The sequence below is a fragment of the Prauserella salsuginis genome (assembly GCF_024648885.1).
In the GTDB taxonomy this organism is placed as follows: Bacteria; Actinomycetota; Actinomycetes; order Mycobacteriales; family Pseudonocardiaceae; genus Prauserella; species Prauserella salsuginis.
Genome location: NZ_JANBBF010000009.1, coordinates 23286 through 49622, shown reverse-complemented (window position 1 = coordinate 49622; position 26337 = coordinate 23286). Strand labels below are relative to the sequence as shown.

Below are 26337 nucleotides of genomic sequence, written 5' to 3'. Positions count from 1 at the left end.
AGATGCCCCCAAGGTGCCGCCAAGGGCACCTTGGGGGCATCGAACACAGCCACGTGCCAGCGAGGGGTGGTGGCCGGGCCCGGGGATGCGCCGGGCGCGTGTCCTGCACTCAGCACGCCGTGTCCTGCACTCAGACCCGCGTGTTCCGCTCCCGCCCGACCACCACCCCTACACGACGCTCGGGGCGCGGCTGTCTCTTCGTGCGTGTTCTGCGTTCGCACCTGTGGATCGGTGCACATCACGGGTACCGAACGCGTCCGAAACCGTACTCAGCGGTCTCCGGTGCCGCGGGCGGCGAGGGCTTCGCCGAGCTGGTCGGCGTGCCGAAGGGTGCGGACCAGGAACGGCACGACGAACGCCGTCGGGCTGCGGTCGGCACCGCGTGCCTTCGCCGCGGCCCGTACCTCCCCTGCGATGCCGGACAGGGCGGCGATCGCCTGCACCGTCAGCCCGACGAGCAGTCCCACCATCTCCGGTCGCACGCCGAACCGCCGCAGCGGCCGCATCACGCGCTCCACAGTGGACACCACATCGTCGACGCGCGTCGTCAGCGTGAACAGGCTCGCCGCCGCCAGGGCCGTCACGAGCCGCAAGCACACGGTCGCTGCCGTCATCGCGCCGAGCAGCCACCACTGCACCGCGAACACCACGACCGACACGATCACCAGCGTTCGCACCAGCGGCCACCACCGGCGCCGCGGCACCCGCGCCACGACGTAGCCGGCCAGCACCACCGTCAGCAGTCCGCCCAGCCACGACGGTGAGTCGAGGACGACGACCGCGGCGGCGAGCGCGACCACGGCGAGCAGTTTCGGCCCGGCGGGTGCGCGGTGCAGGACGCTCCCGCCCGGTTCGTACAGCCCCAGCGGTGTCACGCCGACCACCTCACGGCAGCCCCGAAGGGCACCTTGGGGACAGAAAACGCAGCCACGCGCCAGCGTGTCGATGAGGGGTGGTGGTCGGGCCGGCGGGCGGGGGCAGCCACGCGCCAGCGTGTCGATGAGGGGCGGTGGCCGGGCCGTCGGGCGGGAGCACCGAATGTTCCTTTGATCAAGTGCTGCGTCGGCCCCGTCATGACACCAGCCGCCGGTAGTAGTGGACCGCGGCGGCGGGTTCGTCGTCGGCGACCACTCGGCCGTCGTCGAACACGAGCACGCGGTCGAAGCCGTCGAGCAGATCGAGATCGTGGGTCACGAGCACGACCTGTTGCCGCAGTCCGGCCAGCAGGTCGGTGAACCGGCGTTTGTTGCGCAGGTCGAGCAGTGTCGTCGGCTCGTCACAGACGAGCACGTCGGGGTCGAGCACGAGCATGGAGCACAGTGCGAGGAGTTGCTTCTGTCCGCCGGAGAGCTGGTGTGCGGGGTGTTCCGGGTCGAGATCGTACTCGGCGAGCACCTCGGCCGCCCGGGCAGCACGCTCCTTTTTGGACAACCCGCTGCCGCGCAACGAGAAGGCGACGTCCTCGCCCGCGGTCGGCATGACGATCTGCGAATCCGGATTGGTGAACACGAATCCGACGTGTTTGCGGACCTTGCGTCCTTCCGATGCGGTGTCGAGGCCGTTGACGCGCACGTGACCGCGGGTCGGCACGACGAGGCCGTTGATCATCCGTGCGACGGTCGACTTGCCGGAGCCGTTGGCGCCCACGAACGCCACTCGGCGCTCGTCGAGTTTCATATCCACATCGGACACCACGGGTTTCGTGTCGTACGTGTGCCCGACACCCTCGAATTCGATCACCGCGCACCCGTCCACATCACGGCGTCCTTCGTCCACATCACCGCACGACCGTCCACATCGTCGCCACTCCGACTCCGCCGCCCGCGGACAACGCGGCCAGTCCCGTCGAGCCCATGCCCTGGCACACGAGCCGCGAGAACAATCGCACCACGAGCACCGCGCCGGACGCGCCCCACGGGTGGCCGAGCGCGATCGCGCCGCCGTCCGGGCTCACCGCCGGTTCGTCGATACCTACGGCGTCGATGCAGGCAAGTGTCTGCCCGGCGAACGCCTCGTTGAACTCGACGACGTCTGGCACGGAGCCGAGGACGTCCCGCATCGCAGGCACCGCACCAAGGCCGAGACGGGCCGGGTCGCATGCCCTGGTCGCCGACGCCACGAGCCGCAGTCCGGGCACGCCGAGTCGCGCGCGCAGGCGTTCGCTCACCACGAGCACCGCCGCGGCGCCGTCGTTGACCCCGCACGAGTTGGCCGCCGTCGCCGTGCCCCCATCGGTGAAGGCGGGCCGGAACCGTGCGAGGCGTTCGACCGTGAATCCGGAGCGGGGACGTTCGTCGGCGGCGATACCGCCGACGGGAACGAGTTCCCGGTTGAACCGACCTTCGCTGCGGGCGGCGACGGCGCGGGCGTGGCTGCGCGCGGCGAAGGCGTCCTGACGTTCGCGGGAGATGCCCGCTTCGGCCGCGACGAGGTCGGCAGCGGGACCCATGTCGGGATCGCCGAACTCCGGCGGTGCGAACGGTGCGCGCGAGTACGGCGTCGGCGGATCGGTGCGCCACGCGCGCTGCGGCGCGGTCGACGCGCTTTCGACGCCACCCGCCAGGTAGGCCTCGCCCTCGCCCGCGCGCACGGCCGCGGCCGCCTGCGCGATGGCGGCGAGCCCGCTCGCACACTGCCGGTCGACCGTCACGCCGGGAACGCCGACGCCCAGTCCGGCTCGCAGCGCAGCCACGCGCGCCGGGTTGCCGCCGGGGCCGAACACGTTGCCGAGCACGACGTCATCGACCGTGTCGACACCCGCGTCGTCGAGCGCGGCCCGCAACACCGGCGCGGCGAGCTCGTCGACGGTGTACTCGCGAAGGCCACCGCCGTCCCGGCCGATCGGGGTGCGCCGCGCGGCGATGACCACCGGCTCGGTCACGACTCGGTCCCCGCGATCGGTCCCGGTGAACCGGTATCCGGCACCGCTGTCTCCGGGGCGGTCAGCGGGACGCCGTCGAAGGTGCCGTCCTGCAGTTGTCGCTGCGCAACGTCCCGGGCGGTCTTGCCGGACGCGGTGCGTGGCAGCGACGTGGTCCACAGCCACCGCCGTGGCCGCAGCTCGGGGCGGAGGGCGTCGCGCACGGCGGCGCGCAGTTCGGCCAGTGCCGGCGGCTGCCGGGCCTGCACGACCGCGGTCACGAGCAGGCCGAGCCGCGGGTGCGGGGTGCCCGTGACCAGCGCGTCGTCCACACCCGCGACGGTACGCAGCGCGTCCTCGACGGGTTCGGCGGGCACCTGCGTGCCGCCGCTGGCGATGACGGCCGATCCGCGCCCGTCGACGACGAGGCCGCCGCTGCGGGTCAGTTGCCCGTGGTCGCCGTTGCTGAGCCACTCGGCTGCGGGTTCCAGGGTCCCGCCGCGCAGGTAGCCGCTGAAGGCCAGCGGCGACCGCACCCACAGCACGCCGTCGGAGACGTCGACGTCGACACCGCCGGCCGGGCGCAGCTCGCCGTCACGGCGGATCGCGATCAGGGACAGTTCCGCCGAGCCGTAGTACTCGACCAGCCGTGCCTCCGGGAAGGCGCGGGTGAAGCGGTCACGCAGCGCATCGCCGAGGTGAGCGCCGCCGCAGACGACGGTCCGCAGCGCCGAAGGGCCCGGCCTGCGTTCGGCGTCCGCGACCAGCTCGGCGAGCATCGCGGGCACGAGGTGCACCGTGGCGGCCTCGCGGGCGTCGGCGGGCCGCCACTGGTCGTGGAGGCGCAGGTCGGCGCCGCACCACGTGGCGTGCAGCGCGCCGAACAGGAACAGCGACGAGCTGAGCGGACCCGCCACGAGCACGGGCCCTTCGACGGGACCGAGCGCCTCGAAGCTGCGGATCCAGGAGGAACGCGTGCGCAGGCCGACCTTGGGCGTGCCCGTGCTGCCGGAGGTGGTCGGCAGGTAGAAGTACGGATCGCCGTCGCCGCCGGTGTGGCCACTGTCGAACACGTCGTCGCGGGCGATGGGTTCCGCGGGATCGGGGCTGCCGTCGACGATCAGCGCAGGCCGTGCGTCGGCGAGGACGGCGGCGCGGTCGGCGGCCGTCCACGTCGGTTCGAGCACGAGCGTCGCTGCGCCGAGGAGATCGGCTCCGAGCAGCCACGACAGCACGTCGCCGGTGCCCTCGACGGCGATGCGGGTGCCGACCCCCACGCCGCGTTCCGCGAGGGTGCGGGCGGCAGCGTGGGCCGTGGCGGGAACGTGGGCCGTGAGGGTCACTCGGAGCGGGCCGTCCGGGGCAGGGTTCCGGGCAGGGCGCGGTGGACGACGGCCGCGATCACCGCCGTCGCCGCGACCTTGCCGAGGTCGCCGGGCACGAACACGAGCGACTGGACAGCGGCCGCGCCGAGGTCGCCGATGTAGGCGCCGAGGAACGGGATACCGATCAGGTAGTCGGCGAGCAGCCCCGCGAATGTGGCGAGCCCGATGACCGGCAGGTTCGGCTTGGCGGCGCGGCTGACGATGAGGCCCGCGACGAGCGCGGACAGGATCCAGCCGAACAGGAACCCGCCGCTCGGGCCCACGAACGGTGCCAGCCCGCCGCGCCCGCCGGACAGTAGCGGCAGGCCGATGGCCGTCAGCGCCAGGAACAGGACGACGGCAGCGGTGCCGCGGCGGGCGCCGAGCAGCACGCCCGCGAGCAGCGGACCGGCGTTCTGGATGACCACGGGAACGCCGGACGCGCCGAAGTAGATGCCGGGGAAGATTCCGAGCACGGCGATGAACGCCGCGAAGACGACGATGCGTGCCAGGTCGGCTGCGGGCAGCGAGACGCGTGGTGCGGGCATGCTGGCAAGGTAACGCCACCGCGGTCCGAATGGCGGTAGACGTAAGTCACTCCCAGGTCCCCGGCGGAGGGACGGCTCCCCGCGCGTCGAGGGGCGGTGGCCGGGTGACGGGTGAATGCAGGACAGCGGGTCCGAGTGACAGCGGGCCCGAGTGCGGGACACGGCTGTCTGAATGCAGGACACGCGGGTCGGAGTGCAGGACACGCGGGTCTGAGTGCAGGACACGCGGGGTAGTCGGTGGCGGGTGTCGGGCGGGCAACGCGGGCGTGATCGGTATCGAAACCGCTATGTAACGACCCGGCTAGTGCCAACTACCCATATGGAGTGGCACTATTCCCTCACCGACCAGTGCCCACTACTAGGAGTGAAGATCGTGGTGCTTAACCCCCGGCGTAAACCCACGCAGCGCAAGCTCCGTTCGCTCGCCGTGCTTCCCGTGCTGGCGCTGGCCGCTACCGCGGCCGGCTGCGCCGAGGAGGTCAACACCGCCGGTGATAGCCAGGCGGGCGACAAGGTCGAGCTGATCAACGATGGCCAGCTGACCGTCTGCGCCCACCTGCCGTACGAGCCGTTCCAGTTCCGCAAGGGCGGCGACACCGTCGGCTTCGACGTCGACCTCGTCGACCTCGTCGCCAAGGACCTGGGCGTGAAGCAGAAGCTGGTGGACACGAGCTTCGAAGGCATCGAGACCGGCCAGGTGTTCGAGGCCGGCGACTGCGACCTCGCCGCCGCCGCCATCACGATCACCGACGAGCGCGACCGCGTCATGGACTTCTCCAAGGGCTACTTCGACGCCGACCAGGCGCTGGTCGTGAAGTCCGATTCCGACGTCGCCGGCCTCGACGACCTTGAGGGCAAGGTGCTCGGCGTGCAGCAGGGCACCACCGGCGAGGAGTACGCGACCGAGAACAAGGACAAGTACGGCTACGAGACCCGCCAGTACGAGGACCTCGAGCTGCTGCAGCAGGGTGTGCAGAACGGTGCCGTCTCGGCGGGCATCAACGACAACTCCGTGCTGCTGTACGCGACGAAGTCGAAGGACGCTCTCGAGGTCAGCGCCGAGTTCGACACCGGCGAGCAGTACGGCATCGCCGTGGCCGACGGCAACGGTGCGCTCCAGGCGAAGATCGATGAGGTCATCGACGCCGCCAAGCAGGACGGTCGGTACGACGAGATCTACAAGAAGTGGTTCGGGGAGGCCCCGCCCGAGGACGACGGCGAGGGCTCGGACGAGAGCGGCAAGTAGGCACAACTATCGTTCCTCGAGGGGCCGGCCTCCGTCGTGGGGCCGGCTCCTTGCGATGGGCAACGTGTGAGGAGTCGGTTCATGCCGATGTCGCCGCGCAAGCGGGCGCAGGCCTTCCGTGGCGTGCAGTACGGGATTCTCGTGCTGGTCGTGGCGGCCGTGGCGTTCTTCGCCGACTGGGGAACGCTCGGCAACGCGTTCTTCAATCTGGAGGCGATGAGCACCCAGTTCCCGGGGATCATCACCACGGCGCTGGTCAACACGATCATCTACACCGGGCTCGGGTTCGCGCTCGGGCTGGCCGTGGGGCTCGTCCTGGCGTTGATGAAGCTGTCCCCGGTCGCGCCCTACCGGTGGATCGCCACCGCGTACATCGAGTTCTTCCGCGGGGTGCCGGCGCTGCTGGTGTTCATCGCGCTCGGGTTCGGTGTGCCGCTGGCGTTCCAGATCCAGTTCGACACCTACTCGACGGCGGCGATCGCGCTCGGCCTGGTCGGGTCGGCCTATATCGCGGAGACGCTGCGCGCCGGCATCCAGGCCGTGCCGAAGGGGCAGGTCGAGGCGGCCCGCTCGCTCGGCATGTCGCAGTCGCGTGCCACGTTCACGGTCGTCATCCCGCAGGCGTTCCGCATCATCCTGCCGCCGCTGACCAACGAGCTGATCCTGCTGACGAAGGACTCGTCGCTGATCTACCTGCTCGGCCTGCTCGGTACGGAGTACGAGCTGGCGAAGTTCGGCCGGGAGGGCATGAACGCGACCAACTCGATGTCGCCGATCCTGCTGGCCGGCCTCTGCTACCTGCTCATCACGGTGCCGCTCGGCTACCTGTCGCGGTACCTCGAACGCCGCGCGGGCCGCAAGCGCGACGAAGGACTGGAGGTGACGGCGTGAGCGCCGACACGGGTGACGCGCCCGCCGCGAGCGGCGGGCCGATCGTCGAGATCACCGGCCTGCACAAGGCGTTCGGCATGCTCGAGGTGCTCAAGGGCATCGACGTGAGCGTCGAGCGCGGTGAGGTCGTGTGCATCATCGGCCCCTCGGGTTCCGGCAAGTCGACCCTGTTGCGCTGCGTGAACCTGCTCGAGGAGCCCAATTCCGGCCGCGTCGTGGTGAACGGCTTCGAGCTGACCGACCCGGACGTCGACATCGACAAGGCGCGGCGTTCCATCGGCATGGTCTTCCAGGCGTTCAACCTGTTCGGCCACCTGTCGGTGCTCGACAACCTGACCGTCGCGCAGCGCAAGGTGTTGAAACGGGAACAGGGCGAGGCCGAGCGGATCGCGCGCGAGAACCTCGAGAAGGTGGGTCTGGCGGAGAAGGCCGGGGCGATGCCCGAGCAGCTCTCCGGTGGGCAGCAGCAGCGGGTGGCGATCGCGCGGGCGCTGTCGATGCAACCCGCGGTGATGCTGTTCGACGAACCGACGTCGGCGCTCGACCCCGAGCTGGTCGGCGATGTGCTCGGGGTGATGCGCCAGCTCGCCCACGAGGGCATGACGATGCTCGTGGTCACGCACGAGATGCAGTTCGCACGCGAGGTCGCCGACAAGGTGCTGTTCATGGACGGCGGCGTCATCGTCGAATCGGGCCCGCCGTCCAAGGTCATCGCCGACCCGGTCGAGGACCGCACCAAGACGTTCCTCAGCCGCGTCCTCAACCCGGTCCACGCCTCCGAGGTCGAGTGACACCACTGACCGGGTGAGCCCCTCTGATGCCCCCGAGGGCACCCGAGGGGCGCCCGAAAGGGCGCCCACCCGCCCACCTCTCATCGCCACGCTGACGCGTGGCTGCGTGCGCCGACCACCGTGGCCTTGGTTAGTCCCTTGTGCGGGGCGGGGCTGCGAGATCGCTGAAACAGGTGATGTTTCGGGCGGTTGCGCGGTAAGTTGTCGCTCTGCGCGGTCGCATCGGTACCGGGTGTCGCCTCCCATCTCGGCCGCCCGCACCGTGATCGGGGGCCGGCTCCGGTCGGCAGGTGACCAGAGAGGGGCGTTGCGCAATGCCGAGCATCCGCCGACGAGGTGGTCGCGACGAGGGCGACGACCATCCCGACGAGGAGTCCCGTGGCCGCCTCCCCGACACGTCGGCCGACGACTCCGACACACCCGACTCCGATACACCGGGCTCCGACGACACCCCGGACTCCGACACCTCATACGCCGACACCTCGACCATCGACCACCCGACCATCGACCACCCGGCCGCCGACCACCCGACCATCGACCACCCGGCCGCCGGCGCCATGGATGGTCACGTCGACATCACCTCCACGCGCTGGGTTCCCGCTCCGGACATCGATCGGCGCGACGTCCCGTCGCCCTCCGCATCGCCTGACTCCACGCCACGCCACGCCACGTCCCGCGACGCCCCCGGCACCGGAAGCCCCGGCACCGGAAGCCCCGGCACCGGAACTCCCGGCGCCAGAACTCCCGACGCCAGAGTCCCCGACGCCAGGACGCCGGGATCGGGCTTGCCGATTCCGCCGAAGCCGGCGTTCGGTGTTCCCCGCGCCCGCAGACCCGGCAGGACCGCCAACGCCGGAAAGCCGGGCAGGCCGGGCAGGTCGGGTGCCCCGGACGAGGCTGCCTCGCCCGACGACGGCGATCGCTACGACCCGTTCGACCCCGACTCCGAACCGGATCACGTCGTCGATGCCTCCGAACTGGTCCCCCAGGTCCTCGACAGCGGCCTCAGCGGGCTGTTGCGCTGGCGGAAACAGTCGACGAACGCGCCGATCGTGCAGGTCGAGAACGCCTACATCACCGGGCGCCTGGATCTGCGCGGTGCCGACCTGCGCTACCTGTTCCGGTTCGAACGCTGCCGGTTCGAACATGCGCCCGATGTGCGTGAGGCCAAGCTCCTCGGCCTGGTGTTCCAGCGTTGCCGCCTGCCCGGGCTGCTGGCTCGCAACCTGCGTACGGGCAACGACCTCCGGCTGATCAAGTCCTACATCGAGGCGGAGGCGGGCGGCACCGACGGCGAGACGACGATGCGCCGCGCCGACGGGGTCGACCGCGGCATGCCCGACGCGGCCGTCAACCTGACCGACGCCGTCATCGAGGGTTCGGCGGTGTTCACGGCGACGCGGATCGTCCATCCGCAGGGCAAGGCGCTGCATGCCGACCGGCTGCTCGTCACCGGTGCGCTGCTGGCGTACCGGCTGGACGCGGAGGGCGAGGTGCGCATCCCCGGGCTGCGGACCGGCGGCAACGTCAACTTCTCGGGTGCGCTGTTGCGCAATCCCGACGGGTTCGCGTTGAACGGGAACGGCGCGGTCGTCGGCGGCAGCCTGTTGTGCGAGGTAGACCGGACCGGCGGCGAGCTCGGCGAGCAGCGTTTCCGCACGCGTGGGCTGCTGTACCTGCCGAGCATGCGTGTCTCCGGTGATCTCAACTTCCGCGGCGCGGAGCTGAAGGTCAAGCAGGGCGGGGTCGGCGTCGACACGTGGAAGACGGGCGATTGGTACGTCGATCCGTATCCGGCGCTGATCGCCGACCGGCTGCACGTCGAAGGCAACGTGGAGCTGTCGGACGGCTTGGATGTCGACGGTACGCTGCGCATGGTGAACTCGCGGCTCGGCGGTTCACTGCGGCTGGCCGAGTCCCACATCCGCGTGCTGCCGAGTCGCAAACCGCCGTTCCGGGACCGCGCGGTGCACCTCGACGGCAGCGAGATCAGCGGCGATCTCGACAGCAAGGGCATCCGCGCCAAGGGGCAGGTGCGCATCGCGGATGTGACGATCCGCGGCAACGTCCACCTCACCGACGGCACGTTCAGCCACCCCGGCCGGGACGTGCTGTCGCTGCGCCGCAGCAGCGTGTCCGGCAACCTCAAGATCCGGCGGTGTCACGCCGAGGGCACGTTGCGGCTGATGGGCATCACGGTGGGCGGCAGTATCGATCTGCAGGGCACCGAGGTCGGCAAACCGGAGCGCAAGGACGACGGCAGCTGCGACTGGGCCGTGGACCTGCGGTCGGTACGGGTGGCCCGCAGCGTGCTGCTCACGGCCGAGGAGAAGCGCCCGTTCACCGCTCGCGGTGGGGTGACCATGGACGGGGCGCAGATCCAGCGGCAGCTCGACGTCACCGGTGCGCAGTTGTGCGGAGCGGTCGACGGCACGGACGATCCCGCGACGGTCGCGTTCGACGCCGGTGACACTCACGCCGACGAGTTCGTCCTCGCCCCCGGCAGTCCGCCGCTCGGGAAGGTCGTGCTGCTGCGGGCCCATTGCGGCACGCTCACCGAGGACGCCGATGCCACCGACACGGGCGCCACCGGTGCCGAGGGGAGCCTGTGGTTGGCGACCGGTGGGCTGGACCTCGAGGACTTCCGCTACGACAGCCTCGGCACGCCGATCGGGATCGACGACACCGCGGAGGTGCGGCGCAGGCTCCGGCTGTTGCACGACGCGATCGGCGGCTACCGGCCGGGCCCGTACGACCAGTTCGCGGCGATGCTCCGTTCGTCCGGCAACGAGGAGCATGCGGACTGGGTGCTGGCCAAGAAGCAGCAGTACCGGTACGAGTCGCTCGCGCACGGCAAGCCGGTCGTGGGCCTCGGGGTGCGGCTGTGGAGCCTGCTGCAGCGGTGGACGGTGGGCTACGGCTACCGCCCGATGCGGGCGGTCGTGCTGCTGCTGTTGCTCCTGGTCGCGGGCAGTGTGTGGTTCGGCGTGGGGGTCGACGGCTGCATCCGGGACGGGGAGCTGCTGGCCGTGGACGGCAGGCGGTGTGCGGTCAACGCCGACGACACGGGCCTGAACTGGAACCCGGTGTTGTTCACCGTCGATCTGCTGGTGCCGATCGTCGACTTCGGCAACAAGGGCAGGTGGCATCTGAGCGGGGCCGACATGTGGGTCGCGACCGGTTTCACGGCGATGGGCTGGGTGCTCGCGACCACCGCGGCCGCCGGTATGGGCCGTGCCCTGCGGCGTAACAACGTGAAATGAGCTGCGGGTCGCACGGCTGCGCTATGGCGACGGGCGCAGGGTGGCCGGTAGACACTCCCCGGTACGTCGTCACGCGAGAGGAGCGGCCATGTCGACCGCGAAGGAGCCCGACGCCTCCGGTTCGATCCACATCGACGCCTCGTCGGAACAGGTGTATTCGCTGGTCAGCGATCCCGGCGTGCTGGCCGAGCTCGCGGGCGAGTACGAGGGTTTCCGTTGGTTGGGCGGGGCGACCGAGTCGGTGCCGGGCGCCCGGTTCCGCGGCCGCAATCGGAACGGTTTCTTCCGGTGGAGCACGACGGCGACGGTGACCGACGCCGCGGAGGGTGAGAAGTTCGCCTTCGACGTCGCGGTCGGTCCGCTGAAGGTGGCCCGGTGGCAGTACGACTTCGAACCGGACGGTGACGGTTGCCGGGTCGTCGAGAGCACGTGGGACCGCCGCCCCGGCTGGGCCAGGGTGGTCACGGGCGTGGTCGTCGGCACGATGGACCGAGCTGGTATCAACAAGCGCAACATCGACAAGACGCTCGCGGGCGTGAAGCGGCGTGCGGAGTCCGTGACGGCCGGTTGACCCCTGGCGCGAACCTGCGGGAGGTGAGCCCGCCGGAGGTTGAGTCCGGCGGGCTGGTGTCGCCGCGCCCGCCTACTCGGCCGAGGTGACCAGCCGGCGGTCGCGGATGACCGCGCCCGGTGATGGCCGGTGTGTGTGGCCCCCGTTCGGCCCGCGCCCGATCGGCGCAGTGCGGCCGTGACAGCTGACGTGCGGAAACACCCTCCGCATTCCCTCACTCGAGGGTGATCGCTCTCGCGGGTGTAATGCCGCACGCGGGGGCTCACCTTTCCGGTCCGATGACGTTCACTGGAAATGTGAGTGACACCGACCCAGTGCCCGCGAGCAGCGCCGCGCGGCAGCATGTCCGCGCGCCCGAGCTCGCCGGCACCGACTGGCTGAACACGGGTGGCGAGCGGCTCCGCCTCGCAGGCCTGCGAGGGAGGATCGTCCTGCTCGACTTCTGGACGTCGGGGTGCATCAATTGTCAGCACGTGATCGACGAACTCCGCCCCATCGAGGACGAGTTCGCCGACGTGCTCGTGACCATCGGGGTGCACTCGCCGAAGTTCACGCACGAGGGTGAGCGCGACGCGATCGCTGCGGCCGTCGAGCGGTACGGCGTACACCACCCGGTGCTCAACGACCCGGACATGACGACGTGGCGGCAGTACGCGATCAAGGCGTGGCCGACCCTCGTGATCGTCGACCCCGAGGGTTACATCGCGCATGTCGCCGCAGGTGAGGGTCACGGCGAGGCGCTGCGCCGCGTCGTCGGCGAGCTGGTCGAGACCCACGACGCGAAGGGCACGCTGCGCCGCGGCGGCAACCCGTACGTGGCCGACGAGACGGCCGACACCGAACTGCGCTTCCCCGCGAAGGCCGTCGCGACGTCGGGCGGCCGGCTGCTCGTGGCCGACACCGCGGGGCACGGCGTCGCCGAGTTCGCTTCGGATGCCGAGACGGTCGTGCGCCGCTTCGGCAGTGGCGAGCGCGGCGGCCGCGACGGGGCGTTCGACGTGGCGTCGCTGGCCGAGCCGTCGGGTCTGACGTTGTTGCCGGAGGCGGTCGCCCAGCGGGTCGGCTACCACCTGGTCGTCGCCGACACGGCGGGTCACACCCTGCGGGGCGTCGACCTGTCGAACGGCGCCGTGACGACCGTGGCCGGCACCGGTGAGCAGTGGCGGGACGGTGACGACGCGGGCAAGGCACTCGACGTCGACCTGACCAGCCCGTGGGACGTGTGCTGGTGGGACGAGGCCGACGGCGGCCCCGGCGGTGTCGTCGTCGCGATGGCGGGCAACCACACCCTCGGCCTGTTCGACCCGGTCGATGCCACGGTGCGCAGGCTGGCGGGCACGACCACCGAGGGGCTGCGCGACGGCCGCGCCGACGAGGCGTTCCTCGCGCAGCCGTCCGGACTGGCCGTGGGCCGCAACCGGATGTGGTTCGTCGACGCCGAGACCTCGGCGCTGCGGTGGATCGAGGGTGACGGCCACGACGGCTACGCCGTGTACACCGCCGTCGGCACGGACCTGTTCCACTTCGGCCACCGCGACGGCAAGGCCGCCCACGCGCTGCTGCAGCACCCGCAGGGGGTGGCCGTGCTGCCTGACGGCACCGTCGGCGTCGCCGACACCTACAACGGTGCGATCCGCCGCTACGACCCCGCGACGGGTGAGGTCGTCACGATCGCGTCGGGGTTGGCCGAACCGGCCGGCCTCGTCGTCTCCGGCGGCGTGGTGTTCGTCGTCGAAACGGGCGCGCACCGGCTGACGCCGCTGGAGATGTCGGACGCCGATCAGGTCGCGGGCGAGGCGCTAGAGGTGCGCAGGCCCGCGACGGTGTTGGCTTCGGGAGCGGTGCAGCTGAACGTGGTGTTCACCCCGCCGCCGGGACAGAAGCTCGACGAGCGTTACGGCCCGTCGACCCGTCTCGAGGTGAGCGCGTCCCCGCCGGAACTGCTCATCGAGGGCGACGGCGCCGACACCGACCTGTCGCGCCTGATCCGCCTCTCGGACGAGGTGACCGAGGGTGTGCTGCAGGTCGTCGCCCAGGCGGCCAGCTGCGACATCGACGCCGAGCACCCCGTCTGCCGGGTCACCCGCCAGGACTGGGGTGTGCCGATCCGCGTCGAGCGCGGTGGTGACGGCGAGCTGAGCCTGGTGATGTCCGGGAACCCGGGTCCGTCGGGGGCTTAACATGAACGCGTGGTGGAACCCCGGAACAACGCGGATTCGAACGCGAAGCTCGAAATCCAGATGCTGCACGACCGGCTGCTCGTGCGGCAGCCGTCGGACGACGGTGAGCGGCGCAGCAGCAGCGGCATCGTCATCCCGGCGACCGCGCAGATGGCAAGCCGGCTCTGCTGGGGCGATGTCCTCGGTGTCGGCAACAACGTACGCAACATCAAGATCGGTGACCGGGTCCTGTTCAACCCCGAGGACCCGCTCGAGGTGGAGATCCAGGGCGACGCCTATCTGGTGATGCGTGAGCGTGACATCCACGCGATCGCGAGTGAGCGGACCGAACAGGGCACAGGCTTGTACTTGTAACGCCGACCACGCGGGAGGGCTGGTGCGCGACGAGTTGGACCGGCCGTGGGAACACCCGGCCCACCCCGAGGGCGGCTCTGCCCACTCCCCGCGTGAGCACGGCGAGGCCGGTCACGGCGGGTACGAGGTCCATGAGGACGACGGTTCGCTGAACCTGCCGGACAACTGGCTGCTCTCGCACGACCCTGCGTGGCCCGCCGACAACACCGACCCGGAGGCCACCGGTACGGACCTGCCCGCCGCGGCGTTCTCGGCGTATCCGAGCGTGCGGTACCGCGACGAGGTCGCCGCGGGCAGTGGCGAGGTCGGCCTGGCCGATGAGCTGCTCGGACCGGCCGACCCCCGCAAGCCGCCCGCACGCACGCGGATCCAGCGCGGCATCGGCAAGGCGTTCATGATCTTCGGCGGCACGGTCGTCGCGCTGCTGTTCGTGTACTTGGTGGACCTGATCACCAGCTTGGGCGACGTGCCGCGCGGGGTGACCGTGGCGGGCGTCGAGGTCGGTGGGTTGAATCGCGCCGACGCCGAGGAGAAGCTGCGCGATGAGCTCGGCCCGCAGCTGACGGACCCGCTGCCCGTGCGAGCCGGTGACGTCACGACCCGTCTCGACCCGGCCGACGCGGGCCTCGGCCTCGACTGGGCCGGCACGGTCGAACGTGCGGGCAACCAGCCGATCGATCCGCTGTCACGGCTGACGTCGCTGTTCACCACGAGGGAGATCGGCGTCGTGTCCTCGGCCGACGACGACGTGCTGCGCGAGGCGATCAACGGTCTGGCCGCGGGCGAGATCAACCACGAGGTGCGCGAAGGGGACGTCGGGTTCCGCACCGTGGAAGGCAGCGCGGTCGAACCATTCCCGATCATGCCGCGGCAGGGGCAGCGCCTCACCGACGTCGACGGCGCGATGAAGCAGATCAAGGCGGACTGGCTGGCCGACAAGGGCGTGACGCTCGACGTCGACGTCACGCCGGCGAAGACGACCGAGGAGGCCGTGCGGCGGGCACTCGAGCAGACGAAACCGCTCGTGTCCGGCCCCGTGACGGTGCGCGCCGACAAGACGACGGCCACGCTCACCCCGCGGCACATCAGTGACGCGATGCAGCACGAACCGTCGGACGAGGGCGCGCTGCAGGTGACCCTCGACCGGGCGAAGCTGCAGGACGTGCTGATCCCGCGGCTGGGCGAGACCGAACGGCGCGCGTCGAACGCCGAGCTGGTGTTCGCGGGCTCGCGGCCCTCGGTCGAACCGTCGAAGGAAGGCAGGCAGATCGACTGGCAGGAGACGTTCGCGCCGTTCTTCACCGTGGCGGGCAAGCAGGAGGGGCGCACGCTCGAGGTCGTGTACCAGGTGCAGGCGCCCGACGTGAGCACCGAGGAGCTGCGCAAGCTGGGCATGAAGGAGGTCGTCGGCGAATTCACGACCGGCGGGCTCTCCGGTGCCGCAGCGCGGAACGTGTCGACGATGGCCGCCGCGGTGACGGGTTCCGTGGTGCGCCCCGGTGACACGTTCAGCCTCGAGGCGGCGACCGGCCCGCGCACGTCGTCGAAGGGCTACGTCGAGGCGCCGCTGTACTCCGGCGGCACCGGCCCGCGCGTCATCGGTGGCGGCGTGTCACAGCTGACGAGCACGCTGTACAACGCCGCGTACGAAGCCGGGTTGAAGGACGCGGGCCACAGGGCGCACCCGACGTTCGTCGACCGCTACCCCGCGGGCCGAGACGCCGTGTCACACCTGCCCGACGGCTCGTCGGTCGACATGTCGCTGACCAACAACCTCGACAGCGGTGTCGCGGTGCAGGCCTGGACATCCGGCGACAGCGTGACGGTGCGGTTGTGGGGCACGAAGCAGTACCGCGTCAGCGGGTCGACGAGTGACCGCACCGACGTGAAGTCCCCGCCGGTCAAGCGGGACCGCGGTCCGGGCTGTGAGGAGACGTCGGGTGCGGAGGGCTTCACCGTCACCGACACGCGCGTGGTGAAGGCACTGCGCGGCGACCGTGTCGTGGACCGGCAGTCGACGACCGTGACCTACCGGCCGGTGCCGCGCGTGGTCTGCAAATCGGGTGACGGCGGCGGCAACGACGGGGGCGACGACGGCGGCGACCCGCGACGCCCCGGGTGGCCGTTCCTTCCGGGTGACGAGCGTTCGCAGCAGGTCGACCGCAGTCGAGGCTGAACAGCCGGCAGGCCGGGCCGGGCCTCGGCAGCGTCACGACCCGCGTCGTCTACTCGTCTCCGTTGCCGCCGAGGCCCCTGCCGCCGCCCGCGTGAGCTCGTGGACGGCTCAGCGGTCGACCTTCTTGCGGTCCTTGCCCGCGAAGCCTGCGACGAGGGAAACGCCGATGGCGGCGACGACGACCTGGGTGATGAGTTCGAGCCAGTCCCAGCCGTCGGTGTCGGCGTAGCCGAGGCCGCGGGCGATGGCCGTCCCGACGAACGCCGCGACGATACCGACGAGCAGGGTCAGCCAGATGGCGATCTTCTGCTTGCCGGGTGCGACGAGCCTGCCGAGCGCGCCGATGATGAGCCCGACGACGATCGCCGAGATGATGCCCGAAATCTCCATGCCGAGCCTCCTGCGTGTCTGCGTGCGCTCCCGCCCGCCGACGGCGGGCGGCAGTCTGTGCGTACCCAATGATCGCACTGCCAACCCGCAGTTCAGGCGAACGAACACGAAAAGGGCACCCCGGCGCGCGAATCGAGTCGCGGCCGGGGTGCCCTTTTCGGTCGTGGTGTTCGATCGCGGGGATCAGAACGCCGCTTCGTCGACCTCCATCAGGTCGTTGTCGGCGGCCTCCGCGATGGCGCGGCGGGCCGTGAGCTCCGGCAGCACCTGCTTGGCGAAGAACGACGCCACGGCGACCTTGCCCTCGTAGAACGACTTGTCCTTGCCGCTCGCCTCGTCGAGCTTGCCCAGCGCGATCTCGGCCTGCTGCAGCAGCTTCCAGCCGACGATCAGGTCGCCGGCCGAGAGCAGGAACCGCACGCTGTGCTGGCCGACCTTGTAGACGTTGTTCACGTCCTCCTGCGCCGAGGTCAGGTTGCCGATCATCGAGCCGAGCATGCCCTGGACGTCGTCGAGAGCCTGCTTGAGCAGCTCCCGCTCCTTCTTCAGGCGCGAATCGGGCTCGGACGCTCCGCCTTCCACGAACTTCGAGATCTCGCCGGCGATGTAGGTCAGCGCCTGGCCCTTGTCGCGGACGATCTTCCGGAAGAAGAAGTCCATCGACTGGATGGCCGTGGTGCCCTCGTAGAGCGAGTCGATCTTCGAGTCACGGATGTACTGCTCGATCGGGTAGTCCTGCAGGAAGCCGGAACCGCCGAACGTCTGCAGCGACTGCACCAGCTGCTCGGTGGCGCGCTCGGAGCCGACGCCCTTGACGATCGGCAGCAGCAGATCGTTGACGCGCTCGGCGAGCTTGATCGACTCCTCGTCGGAGCCAGGGTCCTCCTGCGTCCACACCTGGTCCTGGAACGACGCCGTGTAGAGGTACACGGCGCGCATGCCCTCGGCGTAGGCCTTCTGCAGCATGAGGCTGCGGCGCACGTCCGGGTGGTGCGTGATCGTCACGCGCGGGGCGCTCTTGTCGGTCTGCTTGGTCAGGTCCGGACCCTGCACGCGCTCCTTGGCGAACTCGAGCGCGTTGAGGTAACCGGTCGACAGCGTCGCGATGGCCTTCGTGCCGACCATCATGCGCGCGTACTCGATGACCTGGAACATCTGCGCGATGCCGTTGTGCACCTCGCCCAGCAGCCAGCCCTTGGCGGGCGTGCCGTGCTGGCCGAACGTCAGCTCACACGTGGTGGAGACCTTCAGGCCCATCTTGTGCTCGACGTTGGTGACGTAGGCGCCGTTGCGCTCGCCGATCTCGCCGGTGTTGGTGTCGAAGTGGTACTTCGGCACGAGGAACAACGACAAGCCCTTGGTGCCGGGGCCGTGACCCTCGGGGCGGGCCAGCACCAGGTGCATGATGTTCTCGGTCATGTCCTGGTCGGCCGAGGTGATGAAGCGCTTGACGCCCTCGATGTGCCAGGAGCCGTCCTCCTGCTGCACGGCCTTGGTGCGGCCCGCGCCGACGTCCGAACCGGCGTCCGGCTCGGTCAGCACCATCGTGGCGCCCCAGGCGCGGTCGATCATGAGCTGCGCCCAGCGCTGCTGCTCCTCGGTGCCGTTCTGGTCGACGACCATCGCGAAGTTCGGGCCTGCCATGTACATGTACAGCGCCGGGTTCGCGCCGAGGATCAGCTCGGAGGCGGCCCACTGCACCGTCGGCGGAAGGCCGAAGCCGCCGAGCTTGTTGGTCAGGCCCAGCCGCCACCACTCGCCGTCCCACAGCTGCTGGTAGCTCTTCTTGAACGACTCCGGCAGCGTGGCGGAGAAGGTCTTCGGGTCGTACACCGGCGGGTTGCGGTCGGCGTCCTCGAACGACTCGGCCAGCGGTCCCGTCGCGAGGTTGTTCAGCTCGGACAGCACGCCGCGGGCGGTGTCTTCGTCGGACTCGGCCAGTACGCCTTTGCCGAGCCGGTCCTGGATGCCGAGGACCTCGAAGAGGTTGAACTCCAGGTCCCGCACGTTGCTCTTGTAGTGGCCCATGTCGTCGCTCCGTACGAAGGTTGTTCGGGTGTGGCGGCCGGGGCGCTGTTCGTACGTCCATACACAGCCCGTGTTGTGGACAGCTCCGGACAACACGGCCCTACTCGCCGGTAACTTAAGGATATTACTACTAAGTAATCGGCGGCAAGTCGTAGCGGTGTTTTCTGGGTCTCGTCTCCGCTCTTCCGTCCTTTCGGATGGTCGCGACAGCGTGACTCCGGGTGAACCGCGAGTGGCCCGGGGCGCGGTGGCCGCGTCAGGCCGGTGCGGTCGGCGGTGCCGACGACGTGTTCGCCGCCGGGGCGTGCTGGGGCGGAGTGTGCGCCTGCGGGGCATGTTGCGGCGGCGGTCCCGGCGAGCTGTCGGCCGACGGCGCCGTGTTCTCCTCGGGGCGCGGGATGAGGATTCCCGACCGGAACGCCTTCGTCACCGCGTGCGTACGGTCTCGCGCCGACAGCTTGCGCAGGATGCTCTTGACGTGCGTGCGCACGGTTTCCACGGACAGGAACAGCGTCTTGGCGATCGCCGAGTTCTCCAGACCTTCAGCCACCAGCTGCAGCACCTGGTACTCGCGTCGCGACAGTGGCATCTGCTGCTTGCCGCCCGTGCCCGTCGCGTCGGCCGCAGGCTGCCGCTTCGGACGCGCCGTCAGCGCGGCGAGCGCCGGATCGGTGTAGCGGCGGTCGATGTGTGCCCGCCGGATCGCCTCCGCGAGGCGGCGGGGCTCGGCCGTGCGCGGCACGGTCGCGTGGGCACCCGCGGCCGATGCAGCCGACAGGAACTGCGGGGTGCGGTGCGCATCCCGAACCAGCACCACGACGACCAGCGTCGGATCGCCGTCCCGGAGCAGTCGCACCAGGTGGCAGTGCGGATCGAAGCCCGAGTCCAGGATCACGATGTTCGGCCGCAGCTGTTCACACAGCTGCAGCGACGCGTGATGACTCGCTGCGTGGCCCGCCCACTGCAGTCCCGGCGTCTTGCTGACCAGGACGTTCAGGCCTTCCCGGAAGACCGGGACCGGGTCGAGGGCCGCGACCGTGAGGGTTCGCGTTCCCGAAGGTCCCAGGCCGCCTGCTGGGCGGCTTCTGTCGATGCTTTGCGCCATAACCACTCCGTCTCCGCACGTCCTCGCGGACGTGTTCGCCGCCGTGTCGCCACGGTCCCCCGGCGAGATCTGCTCGCTGTCGTTCGCAGCTGTGACTGGCGAGCCTCGACCTCATGACGCGATGAGCCGATGTTTTATTCAGTTCCTAGGCGGAGTGTGCCCTTTCGGTCGGCTACGCGCTGGTTGCGGCGCGCAAACGGTTGATACATCGCTGGTCACAGCCGGTTCGTGGAGACGTTCCGTAGCGATCCGGGCGGTGGGGTGGCGCCGAGGGTGACCGATTGCCTATGCTGTGTGATCTGCCACACAGGCCGGCATCAAAGGAGATGGCGTGTACTTGGCATCGGTGCTCGGGCTTTTCGTCCTGCTGCTTGCTGTCGCCGCGGTCATCGTGACGTGGGAAGACCGCCGCGCTGACCGTCAGCGTGCCCGCAGCAGGGACGCGCAGCTCGCGGCCCTCGGCGAGGTCGACCCGCTTGCGCCCGCGAGATTCCAGGCCGAACTGCGGGAACGCTCGTCGTAGCCGGCCACGCCCGGTGAGCGGGTGCCGGCAGGAACAGACGCCGACCGGTAAGAGGGGTGTGCCGGGATGCCGAAATGGGCCGACGTGGTGACGTTCGCGACCGCGTTGCCGGAAGTCGAGGAGTCGACCTCGTACGGCACGCCCGCACTGAAGGTCAACGGCAAGAGCTTCGCGCGACTGCGCACCGACGCCGAGGGCGGGCTGGTGCTGCTGTGCGGCCTGGACGAGAAGGAAGCACTACTGGCCTCCGGTGAACCGGCCTTCTACACCACGTCGCACTACGACGGTTACGGCGCGATCCTCGTCGACCTCGACATCGTCGACGAGGCGCAACTGCACGAACTGATCGAGGAGTCCTGGAACCGCAAGGCACCCGAACGGGCGAAACGCCGACGTTGACCCGCCGGCCGAGCTGCGGTTTCAGCTCGGGGTGTGGCAGGTGTAGGTGATGCCGCCGGGGAACGACTTCATGTCACGCAACGCCATTCGGGGCAGCGTGAAGCCGTCGGGGAACAGCCTGCGCCCGCGCCCCTGCACGACGGGATAGCCGAAGAGGCGGTACTCGTCGACGAGGCCTGCCCGGATGAGCGAGTGGCAGAGCGTGATGCTGCCCGTGACGACGATGTCCGAACCCGGTTGTTCTTTGAGCTCGCGGATCGCCGCGACCGGGTCGTCGGTGCCGATGAGGTGGGTGTTCTGCCAGCCGGGGTCGGTCAGCGTGCCGGTGACCACGTACTTGTCGACCCGGTCTAGGAAGTCGGCGACCTCGCCGGTCTGGTTCGGCCAGAAGCCGCGGAAGTCCTCGAACGTCTGCCTGCCGAGCAGGACCGCGTCGCACCGGTCCTGATGGCGGCGATTCTCCGCGACGAGCTCGGTGTTGTCGGCTGTCGGGTCGAACTCGACCGTCGGGTCAGACCAGGAATCGAGCATCTCGACGCAGCCGTCGAGCGTCATGTTCTGCGTGATGGCGAGCGTGCGCATGATGGCCCCAGGACGTCGGCGTCGGCGGCGGTGCGTGGCTCGGCCCAGGATGCCCGACGGGTCCGACCTTCAGTCGAGGGCGCGGGCCAGCGTTTCGACGGCCGCTGCGACCGGTTCGGGATCGTCCACCGTGGCGAGGTGACTCGCCGGGAGTGACCGGACGGGCAGGTGGCGGGCGCGTGCGTGCTCGGCGGCACTGTCGTAGGGGGCCGACAGCCGCAGGTAGGCGCTCGGTGGCTCATCGGTGTGGGGACGCGGCTCGCGGAGGAACCGCACGGGCACGCGCGGTTCGTCGGGCAGGACGGCGTCGCGGAGGGCCTCGCTGGTGAGTGGGCTCGGGTCGAACCACGTGTGCCAGGGCTGCAGGAGCAGTTCGGTGCGGTCGCCGGTGTCCTCGACGGTGGCGCCGCTCGCCAGGGTGTCGTAGAGCTCGGCGGGTGCGGTGTCGTGCCAGCTCCGGCCCGGAGTGGGCAGGCCGGCGTCGACATAGACGACGTGACTGCCGGGGCGGGGCCGCGCGAGATGTGGCAGGAGCGGGCCTGCGCCGCTGTGCCCGGCGACGAGCAGTGGCTCGCCGGGAACCTGGGCCGCGAACCGGGCGGCGATGCCGTCGTGGCACGGCGTGGCCCGCAGGCCGTCGCGTAGATCGGGGACGACGACGCGATGTCCGCGTGCGACGAGCACGTCGGCGAGCGGGCGCATGCTCCCCGGCCCGAGGAACGGACTGTGCACCAGCGCAATCGTGCGCATACCCATGCACGCCTCCTGTGGCGGACGAACCCCGTGGACCCCGTGGTTGCGTCCACCCGTCTCCCATCGCCACCCGAAGGGGAACGCTCCGCGTGGCGGTGTTCGATCGGATTCAACCAGGTTGCCCCGGGGAACGGGTTCGTCGCACGGGATGGGCACGAACGGCGCCGGCCGGTTCGGGGCTACCGGTCCGGCGCCGTTCGTGTCCGGTCACCGACGGCCTGCATCGCCTGCGACGTCGCGGACTCGTCACGATTCGGGACGGAACCGGGGAGGTTCCTTCGTGGCGATCGGGGGTGTCCGCGGCGCGCGCCCGGGGTTGGCGTGCTCGGCCGACGTGTACGTGGTGCCTGTCGCGGTGTTACCGCGAGGGGCTCGGTGACAGCACCACGAGCGAAAGCAGCAGCAGGAACGCCAGTCCTGCCACCAGGAATGCGGGCACGCCCGTGACCGACCATGCGGCCAGTCCTGCGATTCCGAGCGCACCCGCCGAGGCAGATGTCCACATGGGCCATCTCCATCTCGCGTCGGGGATGTGTATGGGGTCATCCGGCGTATCGCCGCACTTCCCCTGTCCGTTATCACGCCGTGACATCGAATGGCATGCATCACCCGAATGGTGGCTGTGGTCGGGTCCTCTTGTGCGCTTCGCCTGCTATATCCCGATTCTCGTGCGCGCGATCGGTCGTCACCCGGATGGTTCGGACGTTGCAGCGGTGGGGATGGGTGCGGCGGTCGAGGTTGGGGCGGTGATCGAGGTTGGGGCGGTGATCGAGGCGGGTGTGGCGGTGTGGCGCGCCGCGGTCGCAGCGCCGTGCTGGAACCGCGGCGCCGTGGCACTAGAGCTGTCTGGGCGTGACGCCGTGGCCGTGGCGCCGCCGTGGTGACACCGCCGTGGTTCCGCCGCCGCGGTTGTGGTGCCGCCGCGGTCCCGTCGCTACGGCGGCCCCGCCACGACCCCGTCGCCGTGACGCGGCAGAGCACGGCGTCCGGACGCTCGTGTATCGCCCGGGCGTCCGGACACCGTGTGTCAGCTGCTGCTCGCCGCTTGTGGTTCGAGCGCGGCCAGTGCCTCCTGTACGCAGTCCGCCCACCTGCGCTCCCCCAGTTCGGTCACTCCGGAGTCGCCGGCGAACGCGCTGGAGACGACGACATCGGGTTCCAGCGTCGCCAGGTCGCCCAGGCTCGACGTGAGCTGAGCGTGGTCGCTCATGCCGGGGATGTAGCCGGCGCGCCAGTGGCCGTTCGGGTCGACGTAGAGCGTGTCGCCCGTGAACAGATACGTCCGACCGGAAACGGGCACTAGGAAGCAGGCGCTGCCGGGGGTGTGTCCCGGTGTCGGGATCACGTCGATTCCCGAGGCGGTCACGTGCCTGCCTTCGAAGGCGTCGTCGACCGGGGTGACCTCGCTTGCCAGGTCGGCTTCGGTCGCGTGGGTGTGCAGGGTCGAGCCGAAGCGTTCCTTGATCGTCCGGAGCGACGGTGCGATCTCGTCCTGGTGGCTCAGGTAGTGGTCGGCGACTCCGCCCAGCTCGGCCATGCGGTCGAACTCGGTGTCGTGGGTCGTGTTGTAGAACAGCACGTTGCCGGCCGGGGCGAGCCAGAGGTAGGCGTGGGTGCTCAGCCCGGGGAACGGGTACTCGGGTTCGGTTTCCCACAGGTCGTCGGCGATCTTCCTCATCTCGGTTCCCTTCTCTCGTTTGAAAGGAACGCTAGGACTTCGAGTTAACTTGAAGTCAACACTCGCCGATCCCAGCACCCGCCGTCCCATACTCGCCGGCCCCGGTGCCCACGACGCCGACCGTCCACACGGTGGCGGCCGCTCGTGCCGCCGCGAGCCGGTGCCGGTGCGGGAACGCGGAATCCGGCACCACCGACGTGTCGGTTCTCGTAGGATCCGCGGTGCTGCCCGACGTCCGAGGAGTGTCATGACTGACCCCGTTCGTGCCCCGGCCATGCCGCCCGCCCAGCGGCACGGCGAGATCTACCGTCATGTCGCCGACTCGTCGGCACAGAACCGCCTCGCGACGACCTACCTGTACACGGGCGTGTTCGAACTGCTGGTCATGGGCGTGCTCGCGTTCTTCCTGGAGCCGCCGGTGCGCTGGCTGCTGCTCGCGTTCGGTGTGGCCGGATGTGCGATGTTCACGCTGGTGCTGTATCCGCGGGCGAAGCGCAGTGCGAATTACGCGGGCGACGACCTGATCGACCTGATCGTCACGCCGTCGGGTCCGATCACGCGTGGCGGTTTCCAGCTCTCGTGGCGTGAGTTGTCCCAGTTCCGGTTGGAGGTCCTGACCAATATGGGCGGGAAGGGCAAGGTCGGTATGCACGCCCTGCTCGTACTCGCCGACGGTGCGGCGGTGAAGGCGCGCACGACGACGGAACCGCAGCGGAGCGTGTTCACCGGGCAGAAGATCAAGGCCAACCTGGGTGTGCCGGACAAGGCTGAGGCCGAGCGGGTGCGGGACCTGCTGGAGCGGGCGTGCGCCCAGGGCGGTGTGCCGTTCGACTACCGCGAACGTCACTCCAGCTGACCTCCCCCGCCGCGGCGGGGGACGATGCCCGCCCGGCAGAGCGCGATGACCACCAGCGCCGCGAGCTGCATGGCGACCGCGATGGCGGCGTGCACGGCCCACGCGCCGACGAATGTCGGGCCGCCCCACGTGCCGGCGCCGAGCGCGTCCGCGAACGGATGTGCGAGGTGCTCGATCGTGTCCGGTCGCAGTGGATACAGCCACCCCGCCAGGATCAGGTACACGATCAGCACGGCGGCGACGACGGCAACGGCGGAAAGTCCATAGTGGACTATCTTGCGGTCGAAGCCGGGACTTCGCGCGGGCAGGCGCCAGGCCGTGAAGCCGAATCGCAGTAGCTCATGTGGACGAGTCATGCTCCGACGATCCACAACCACGCGGGTGTCTGCCATGGGGACAACCCCCGGAATCCGGCCGTGTCGGCTCTCAGCCGTGCCCCGGTGCGCCGTCGTGTTGCGTGGGCGTCGTCGGCGGATCGGCAGCGCGGGTCGGATATCATCGACGTATGCGCACTCGAATCGCCATGTGGTGGGCCGCCGACCGGCGGCCCTGACCCTGCGCATGTTCACCACGGCCGCCCGGAGGGCGGCCGTTTTCGCGTTTCCGTGACGGTGCGTCCGCGGGTGGTCTCCGACTCGACCGTGGAGGCACCGATATGTCGCACCCGTCCCGTCCCCGTCTGCTCACCGGTGATCGCCCGACCGGCAGGCTCCATCTCGGCCACTACGTGGGCAGTCTCGCCAACCGGGTCCGGTTGGCCCGCGAGTACGAGACGTTCCTGATCCTGGCCGACCTGCATCTGCTCACGACGGAGAACTCCCCCGACGCCATTGCGCGGATTCCGCAGCACGTCCGGGAGCAGGTGCTCGACGCGCTCGCCGTGGGTGTCGACCCGGAGGGCGTGACGTTCTACCTGCAGTCCGCGATCGGTGAGGTCGCGGAACTGAACACGTTGCTGCAGAGCCTCGTATCGGTATCGCGGCTGCAGCGCATCCCGAGCCTGAAGGACATGAGCCTCGGCGGCGAGATGGGCTACGCGCTGCTGGGGTATCCGGTGCTGCAGGCGGCGGACATCCTGTGCGTCAAGGCCGGAGCCGTCCCGGTGGGGCAGGACAATAACGCCCACGTCGAGGTGACGCGGGAGATCGCACGGCGGTTCAACGGCCTGTACGGCGAGGTCTTCCCGGTGCCTGCTGCCGTCACCAGCGACGTGCCCAGCCTGATCGGCACCGACGGGCAGGCGAAGATGAGCAAGTCGCTCGGCAACGCGATCTACCTGTCCGACCCGCCCGAGGACGTCGACCGCAAGGTGGCCCGCATGTACACCGATCCGCAGCGGGTGCGCGCCGATGTACCGGGCACCGTGGAGGGCAATCCGGTGTTCGAGTACCACCGTGCGTTCAACGACGACCGCGCTGAAGTGGCCGACCTGGAGCAGCGGTATCGCGAGGGGCGCGTCGGCGACGTCGAGGTCAAACAGGCCCTGGCGGCGGCGCTCAACCGGTTCCTCGATCCGGTGCGGGAGCGGCGCGCGGAGTACGCCGCGCGGTCCGGATACGTCGACGAGCTCATCACCTCCGGTACGGAACGCACGCGCACCGTGGTCCGCGAGGTCGTCTTCGAGGCGCGTAGGGCGATGGGGCTGACCGGCGCGTACAACCGGTTGCGCCGCAAGGCCGCCCGTTCGGCGACGCGTTGACCGGGCGTGCCCGTGTGATGTGTCCCGCCGGTGATGGTTCAGCGATTGCTGAATGATCAGCCTCCGCTGTACTGTTCGAT

The 26337-nt window shown here is 70.0% G+C and carries 26 protein-coding genes; 13 read left to right on the top strand and 13 right to left on the bottom strand.

Annotated elements, in window-relative coordinates:
- Nucleotides 1-269: 269 nt before the first annotated feature.
- The 5 genes from LY40_RS07035 to LY40_RS07015 all read right to left on the bottom strand — a co-directional run bounded on the left by LY40_RS07035 (nt 270) and on the right by LY40_RS07015 (nt 4772).
- On the bottom strand, nt 270-875 hold the full coding sequence (locus LY40_RS07035) for an energy-coupling factor transporter transmembrane component T family protein (protein ID WP_183781302.1): 606 nt from the start codon (nt 873-875) through the stop codon (nt 270-272).
- A gap of 196 nt (nt 876-1071) precedes the next feature.
- Complete coding sequence (locus tag LY40_RS07030; protein WP_258936308.1) at nt 1072-1740, bottom strand: energy-coupling factor ABC transporter ATP-binding protein; 669 nt, start codon at nt 1738-1740, stop codon at nt 1072-1074.
- A 37-nt stretch (nt 1741-1777) separates the two neighbouring features.
- The gene (locus LY40_RS07025; RefSeq protein WP_258936307.1) at nt 1778-2881 is read right to left on the bottom strand and encodes a thiolase family protein; all 1104 of its coding nucleotides are present in this window, start codon (nt 2879-2881) and stop codon (nt 1778-1780) included.
- Nucleotides 2878-4203 carry an AMP-binding protein gene (locus LY40_RS07020; RefSeq protein ID WP_258936306.1) on the bottom strand — a complete coding sequence of 442 codons (1326 nt, stop codon included), beginning with the start codon at nt 4201-4203 and terminating at the stop codon, nt 2878-2880. The genes LY40_RS07025 and LY40_RS07020 overlap by 4 nt, the downstream gene beginning before the upstream one ends.
- Nucleotides 4200-4772 (bottom strand): biotin transporter BioY, encoded by a 573-nt coding sequence (locus LY40_RS07015; protein ID WP_183781314.1) that lies wholly within the window; start codon nt 4770-4772, stop codon nt 4200-4202. The genes LY40_RS07020 and LY40_RS07015 overlap by 4 nt, the downstream gene beginning before the upstream one ends.
- A 373-nt stretch (nt 4773-5145) precedes the next feature.
- On the opposite strand from LY40_RS07015, the gene LY40_RS07010 reads away from it, so the two are divergent.
- The 8 genes from LY40_RS07010 (at nt 5146) to LY40_RS06975 (ending at nt 16244) form a co-directional block, all read left to right on the top strand.
- The gene (locus LY40_RS07010) at nt 5146-6018 is read left to right on the top strand and encodes an ABC transporter substrate-binding protein (protein ID WP_258936305.1); all 873 of its coding nucleotides are present in this window, start codon (nt 5146-5148) and stop codon (nt 6016-6018) included.
- An 81-nt stretch (nt 6019-6099) separates the two neighbouring features.
- Nucleotides 6100-6909 (top strand): amino acid ABC transporter permease, encoded by an 810-nt coding sequence (locus tag LY40_RS07005; RefSeq protein ID WP_183781319.1) that lies wholly within the window; start codon nt 6100-6102, stop codon nt 6907-6909.
- A gap of 77 nt (nt 6910-6986) precedes the next feature.
- Complete coding sequence (locus tag LY40_RS07000) at nt 6987-7700, top strand: amino acid ABC transporter ATP-binding protein (RefSeq protein ID WP_221213120.1); 714 nt, start codon at nt 6987-6989, stop codon at nt 7698-7700.
- A 314-nt stretch (nt 7701-8014) separates the two neighbouring features.
- The gene (locus tag LY40_RS06995) at nt 8015-10963 is read left to right on the top strand and encodes a YML083C domain-containing protein (RefSeq protein WP_258936304.1); all 2949 of its coding nucleotides are present in this window, start codon (nt 8015-8017) and stop codon (nt 10961-10963) included.
- A gap of 88 nt (nt 10964-11051) precedes the next feature.
- Nucleotides 11052-11534 (top strand): SRPBCC family protein, encoded by a 483-nt coding sequence (locus LY40_RS06990; protein WP_258936303.1) that lies wholly within the window; start codon nt 11052-11054, stop codon nt 11532-11534.
- 278 nt (nt 11535-11812) lie between these two features.
- Nucleotides 11813-13714 (top strand): NHL domain-containing thioredoxin family protein, encoded by a 1902-nt coding sequence (locus LY40_RS06985; protein ID WP_372497723.1) that lies wholly within the window; start codon nt 11813-11815, stop codon nt 13712-13714.
- 60 nt (nt 13715-13774) lie between these two features.
- The gene (locus LY40_RS06980) at nt 13775-14068 is read left to right on the top strand and encodes a GroES family chaperonin (RefSeq protein ID WP_183785204.1); all 294 of its coding nucleotides are present in this window, start codon (nt 13775-13777) and stop codon (nt 14066-14068) included.
- A gap of 22 nt (nt 14069-14090) precedes the next feature.
- A complete protein-coding gene (locus tag LY40_RS06975) occupies nt 14091-16244 on the top strand; it encodes a VanW family protein (protein WP_258936301.1) in 2154 nt (717 codons plus the stop codon).
- 108 nt (nt 16245-16352) lie between these two features.
- Here the strand turns inward: LY40_RS06975 and LY40_RS06970 are convergent, their stop codons facing one another.
- The 3 genes from LY40_RS06970 to LY40_RS06960 all read right to left on the bottom strand — a co-directional run bounded on the left by LY40_RS06970 (nt 16353) and on the right by LY40_RS06960 (nt 19767).
- Nucleotides 16353-16634 carry a GlsB/YeaQ/YmgE family stress response membrane protein gene (locus LY40_RS06970; RefSeq protein WP_183781330.1) on the bottom strand — a complete coding sequence of 94 codons (282 nt, stop codon included), beginning with the start codon at nt 16632-16634 and terminating at the stop codon, nt 16353-16355.
- A gap of 183 nt (nt 16635-16817) precedes the next feature.
- Nucleotides 16818-18662 carry an acyl-CoA dehydrogenase gene (locus tag LY40_RS06965; protein ID WP_258936300.1) on the bottom strand — a complete coding sequence of 615 codons (1845 nt, stop codon included), beginning with the start codon at nt 18660-18662 and terminating at the stop codon, nt 16818-16820.
- A gap of 256 nt (nt 18663-18918) precedes the next feature.
- Entirely contained in the window at nt 18919-19767 is an 849-nt protein-coding gene (locus LY40_RS06960; protein WP_183781336.1) for a response regulator transcription factor, read from the bottom strand.
- A gap of 331 nt (nt 19768-20098) precedes the next feature.
- Here LY40_RS06960 and LY40_RS06955 point away from each other — a divergent pair, with 331 nt between their 5' ends.
- Nucleotides 20099-20290, top strand: a complete 192-nt coding sequence (locus tag LY40_RS06955; protein WP_183781339.1) for a hypothetical protein — start codon at nt 20099-20101, stop codon at nt 20288-20290.
- A 66-nt stretch (nt 20291-20356) separates the two neighbouring features.
- On the top strand, nt 20357-20689 hold the full coding sequence (locus tag LY40_RS06950) for an MmcQ/YjbR family DNA-binding protein (RefSeq protein WP_183781342.1): 333 nt from the start codon (nt 20357-20359) through the stop codon (nt 20687-20689).
- 21 nt (nt 20690-20710) lie between these two features.
- Here the strand turns inward: LY40_RS06950 and LY40_RS06945 are convergent, their stop codons facing one another.
- The 3 genes from LY40_RS06945 to LY40_RS06935 all read right to left on the bottom strand — a co-directional run bounded on the left by LY40_RS06945 (nt 20711) and on the right by LY40_RS06935 (nt 22529).
- A complete protein-coding gene (locus LY40_RS06945; RefSeq protein WP_183781346.1) occupies nt 20711-21271 on the bottom strand; it encodes a dihydrofolate reductase family protein in 561 nt (186 codons plus the stop codon).
- A 69-nt stretch (nt 21272-21340) separates the two neighbouring features.
- Complete coding sequence (locus tag LY40_RS06940) at nt 21341-22027, bottom strand: alpha/beta fold hydrolase (RefSeq protein WP_183781348.1); 687 nt, start codon at nt 22025-22027, stop codon at nt 21341-21343.
- A gap of 355 nt (nt 22028-22382) precedes the next feature.
- Nucleotides 22383-22529 carry a hypothetical protein gene (locus LY40_RS06935; protein WP_183781350.1) on the bottom strand — a complete coding sequence of 49 codons (147 nt, stop codon included), beginning with the start codon at nt 22527-22529 and terminating at the stop codon, nt 22383-22385.
- Here LY40_RS06935 and LY40_RS06930 point away from each other — a divergent pair.
- Nucleotides 22528-22908 carry a hypothetical protein gene (locus LY40_RS06930; RefSeq protein WP_183781353.1) on the top strand — a complete coding sequence of 127 codons (381 nt, stop codon included), beginning with the start codon at nt 22528-22530 and terminating at the stop codon, nt 22906-22908. The genes LY40_RS06935 and LY40_RS06930 overlap by 2 nt on opposite strands.
- Nucleotides 22909-23051: 143 nt before the next feature.
- On the opposite strand, the gene LY40_RS06925 is transcribed toward LY40_RS06930, so the two are convergent.
- On the bottom strand, nt 23052-23702 hold the full coding sequence (locus LY40_RS06925; protein ID WP_183781356.1) for an MBL fold metallo-hydrolase: 651 nt from the start codon (nt 23700-23702) through the stop codon (nt 23052-23054).
- Nucleotides 23703-23949: 247 nt separating this feature from the next.
- Between LY40_RS06925 and LY40_RS06920 the strand changes: the two genes are divergently transcribed.
- On the top strand, nt 23950-24558 hold the full coding sequence (locus LY40_RS06920; RefSeq protein WP_183781358.1) for a hypothetical protein: 609 nt from the start codon (nt 23950-23952) through the stop codon (nt 24556-24558).
- Here LY40_RS06920 and LY40_RS06915 read toward each other — a convergent pair.
- The gene (locus tag LY40_RS06915; RefSeq protein WP_258936299.1) at nt 24546-24914 is read right to left on the bottom strand and encodes a hypothetical protein; all 369 of its coding nucleotides are present in this window, start codon (nt 24912-24914) and stop codon (nt 24546-24548) included. The genes LY40_RS06920 and LY40_RS06915 overlap by 13 nt on opposite strands.
- Nucleotides 24915-25213: 299 nt before the next feature.
- Here LY40_RS06915 and trpS point away from each other — a divergent pair, with 299 nt between their 5' ends.
- On the top strand, nt 25214-26257 hold the full coding sequence (trpS, locus tag LY40_RS06910; protein ID WP_258936298.1) for a tryptophan--tRNA ligase: 1044 nt from the start codon (nt 25214-25216) through the stop codon (nt 26255-26257).
- The last annotated feature ends 80 nt before the right edge of the window (nt 26258-26337 follow it).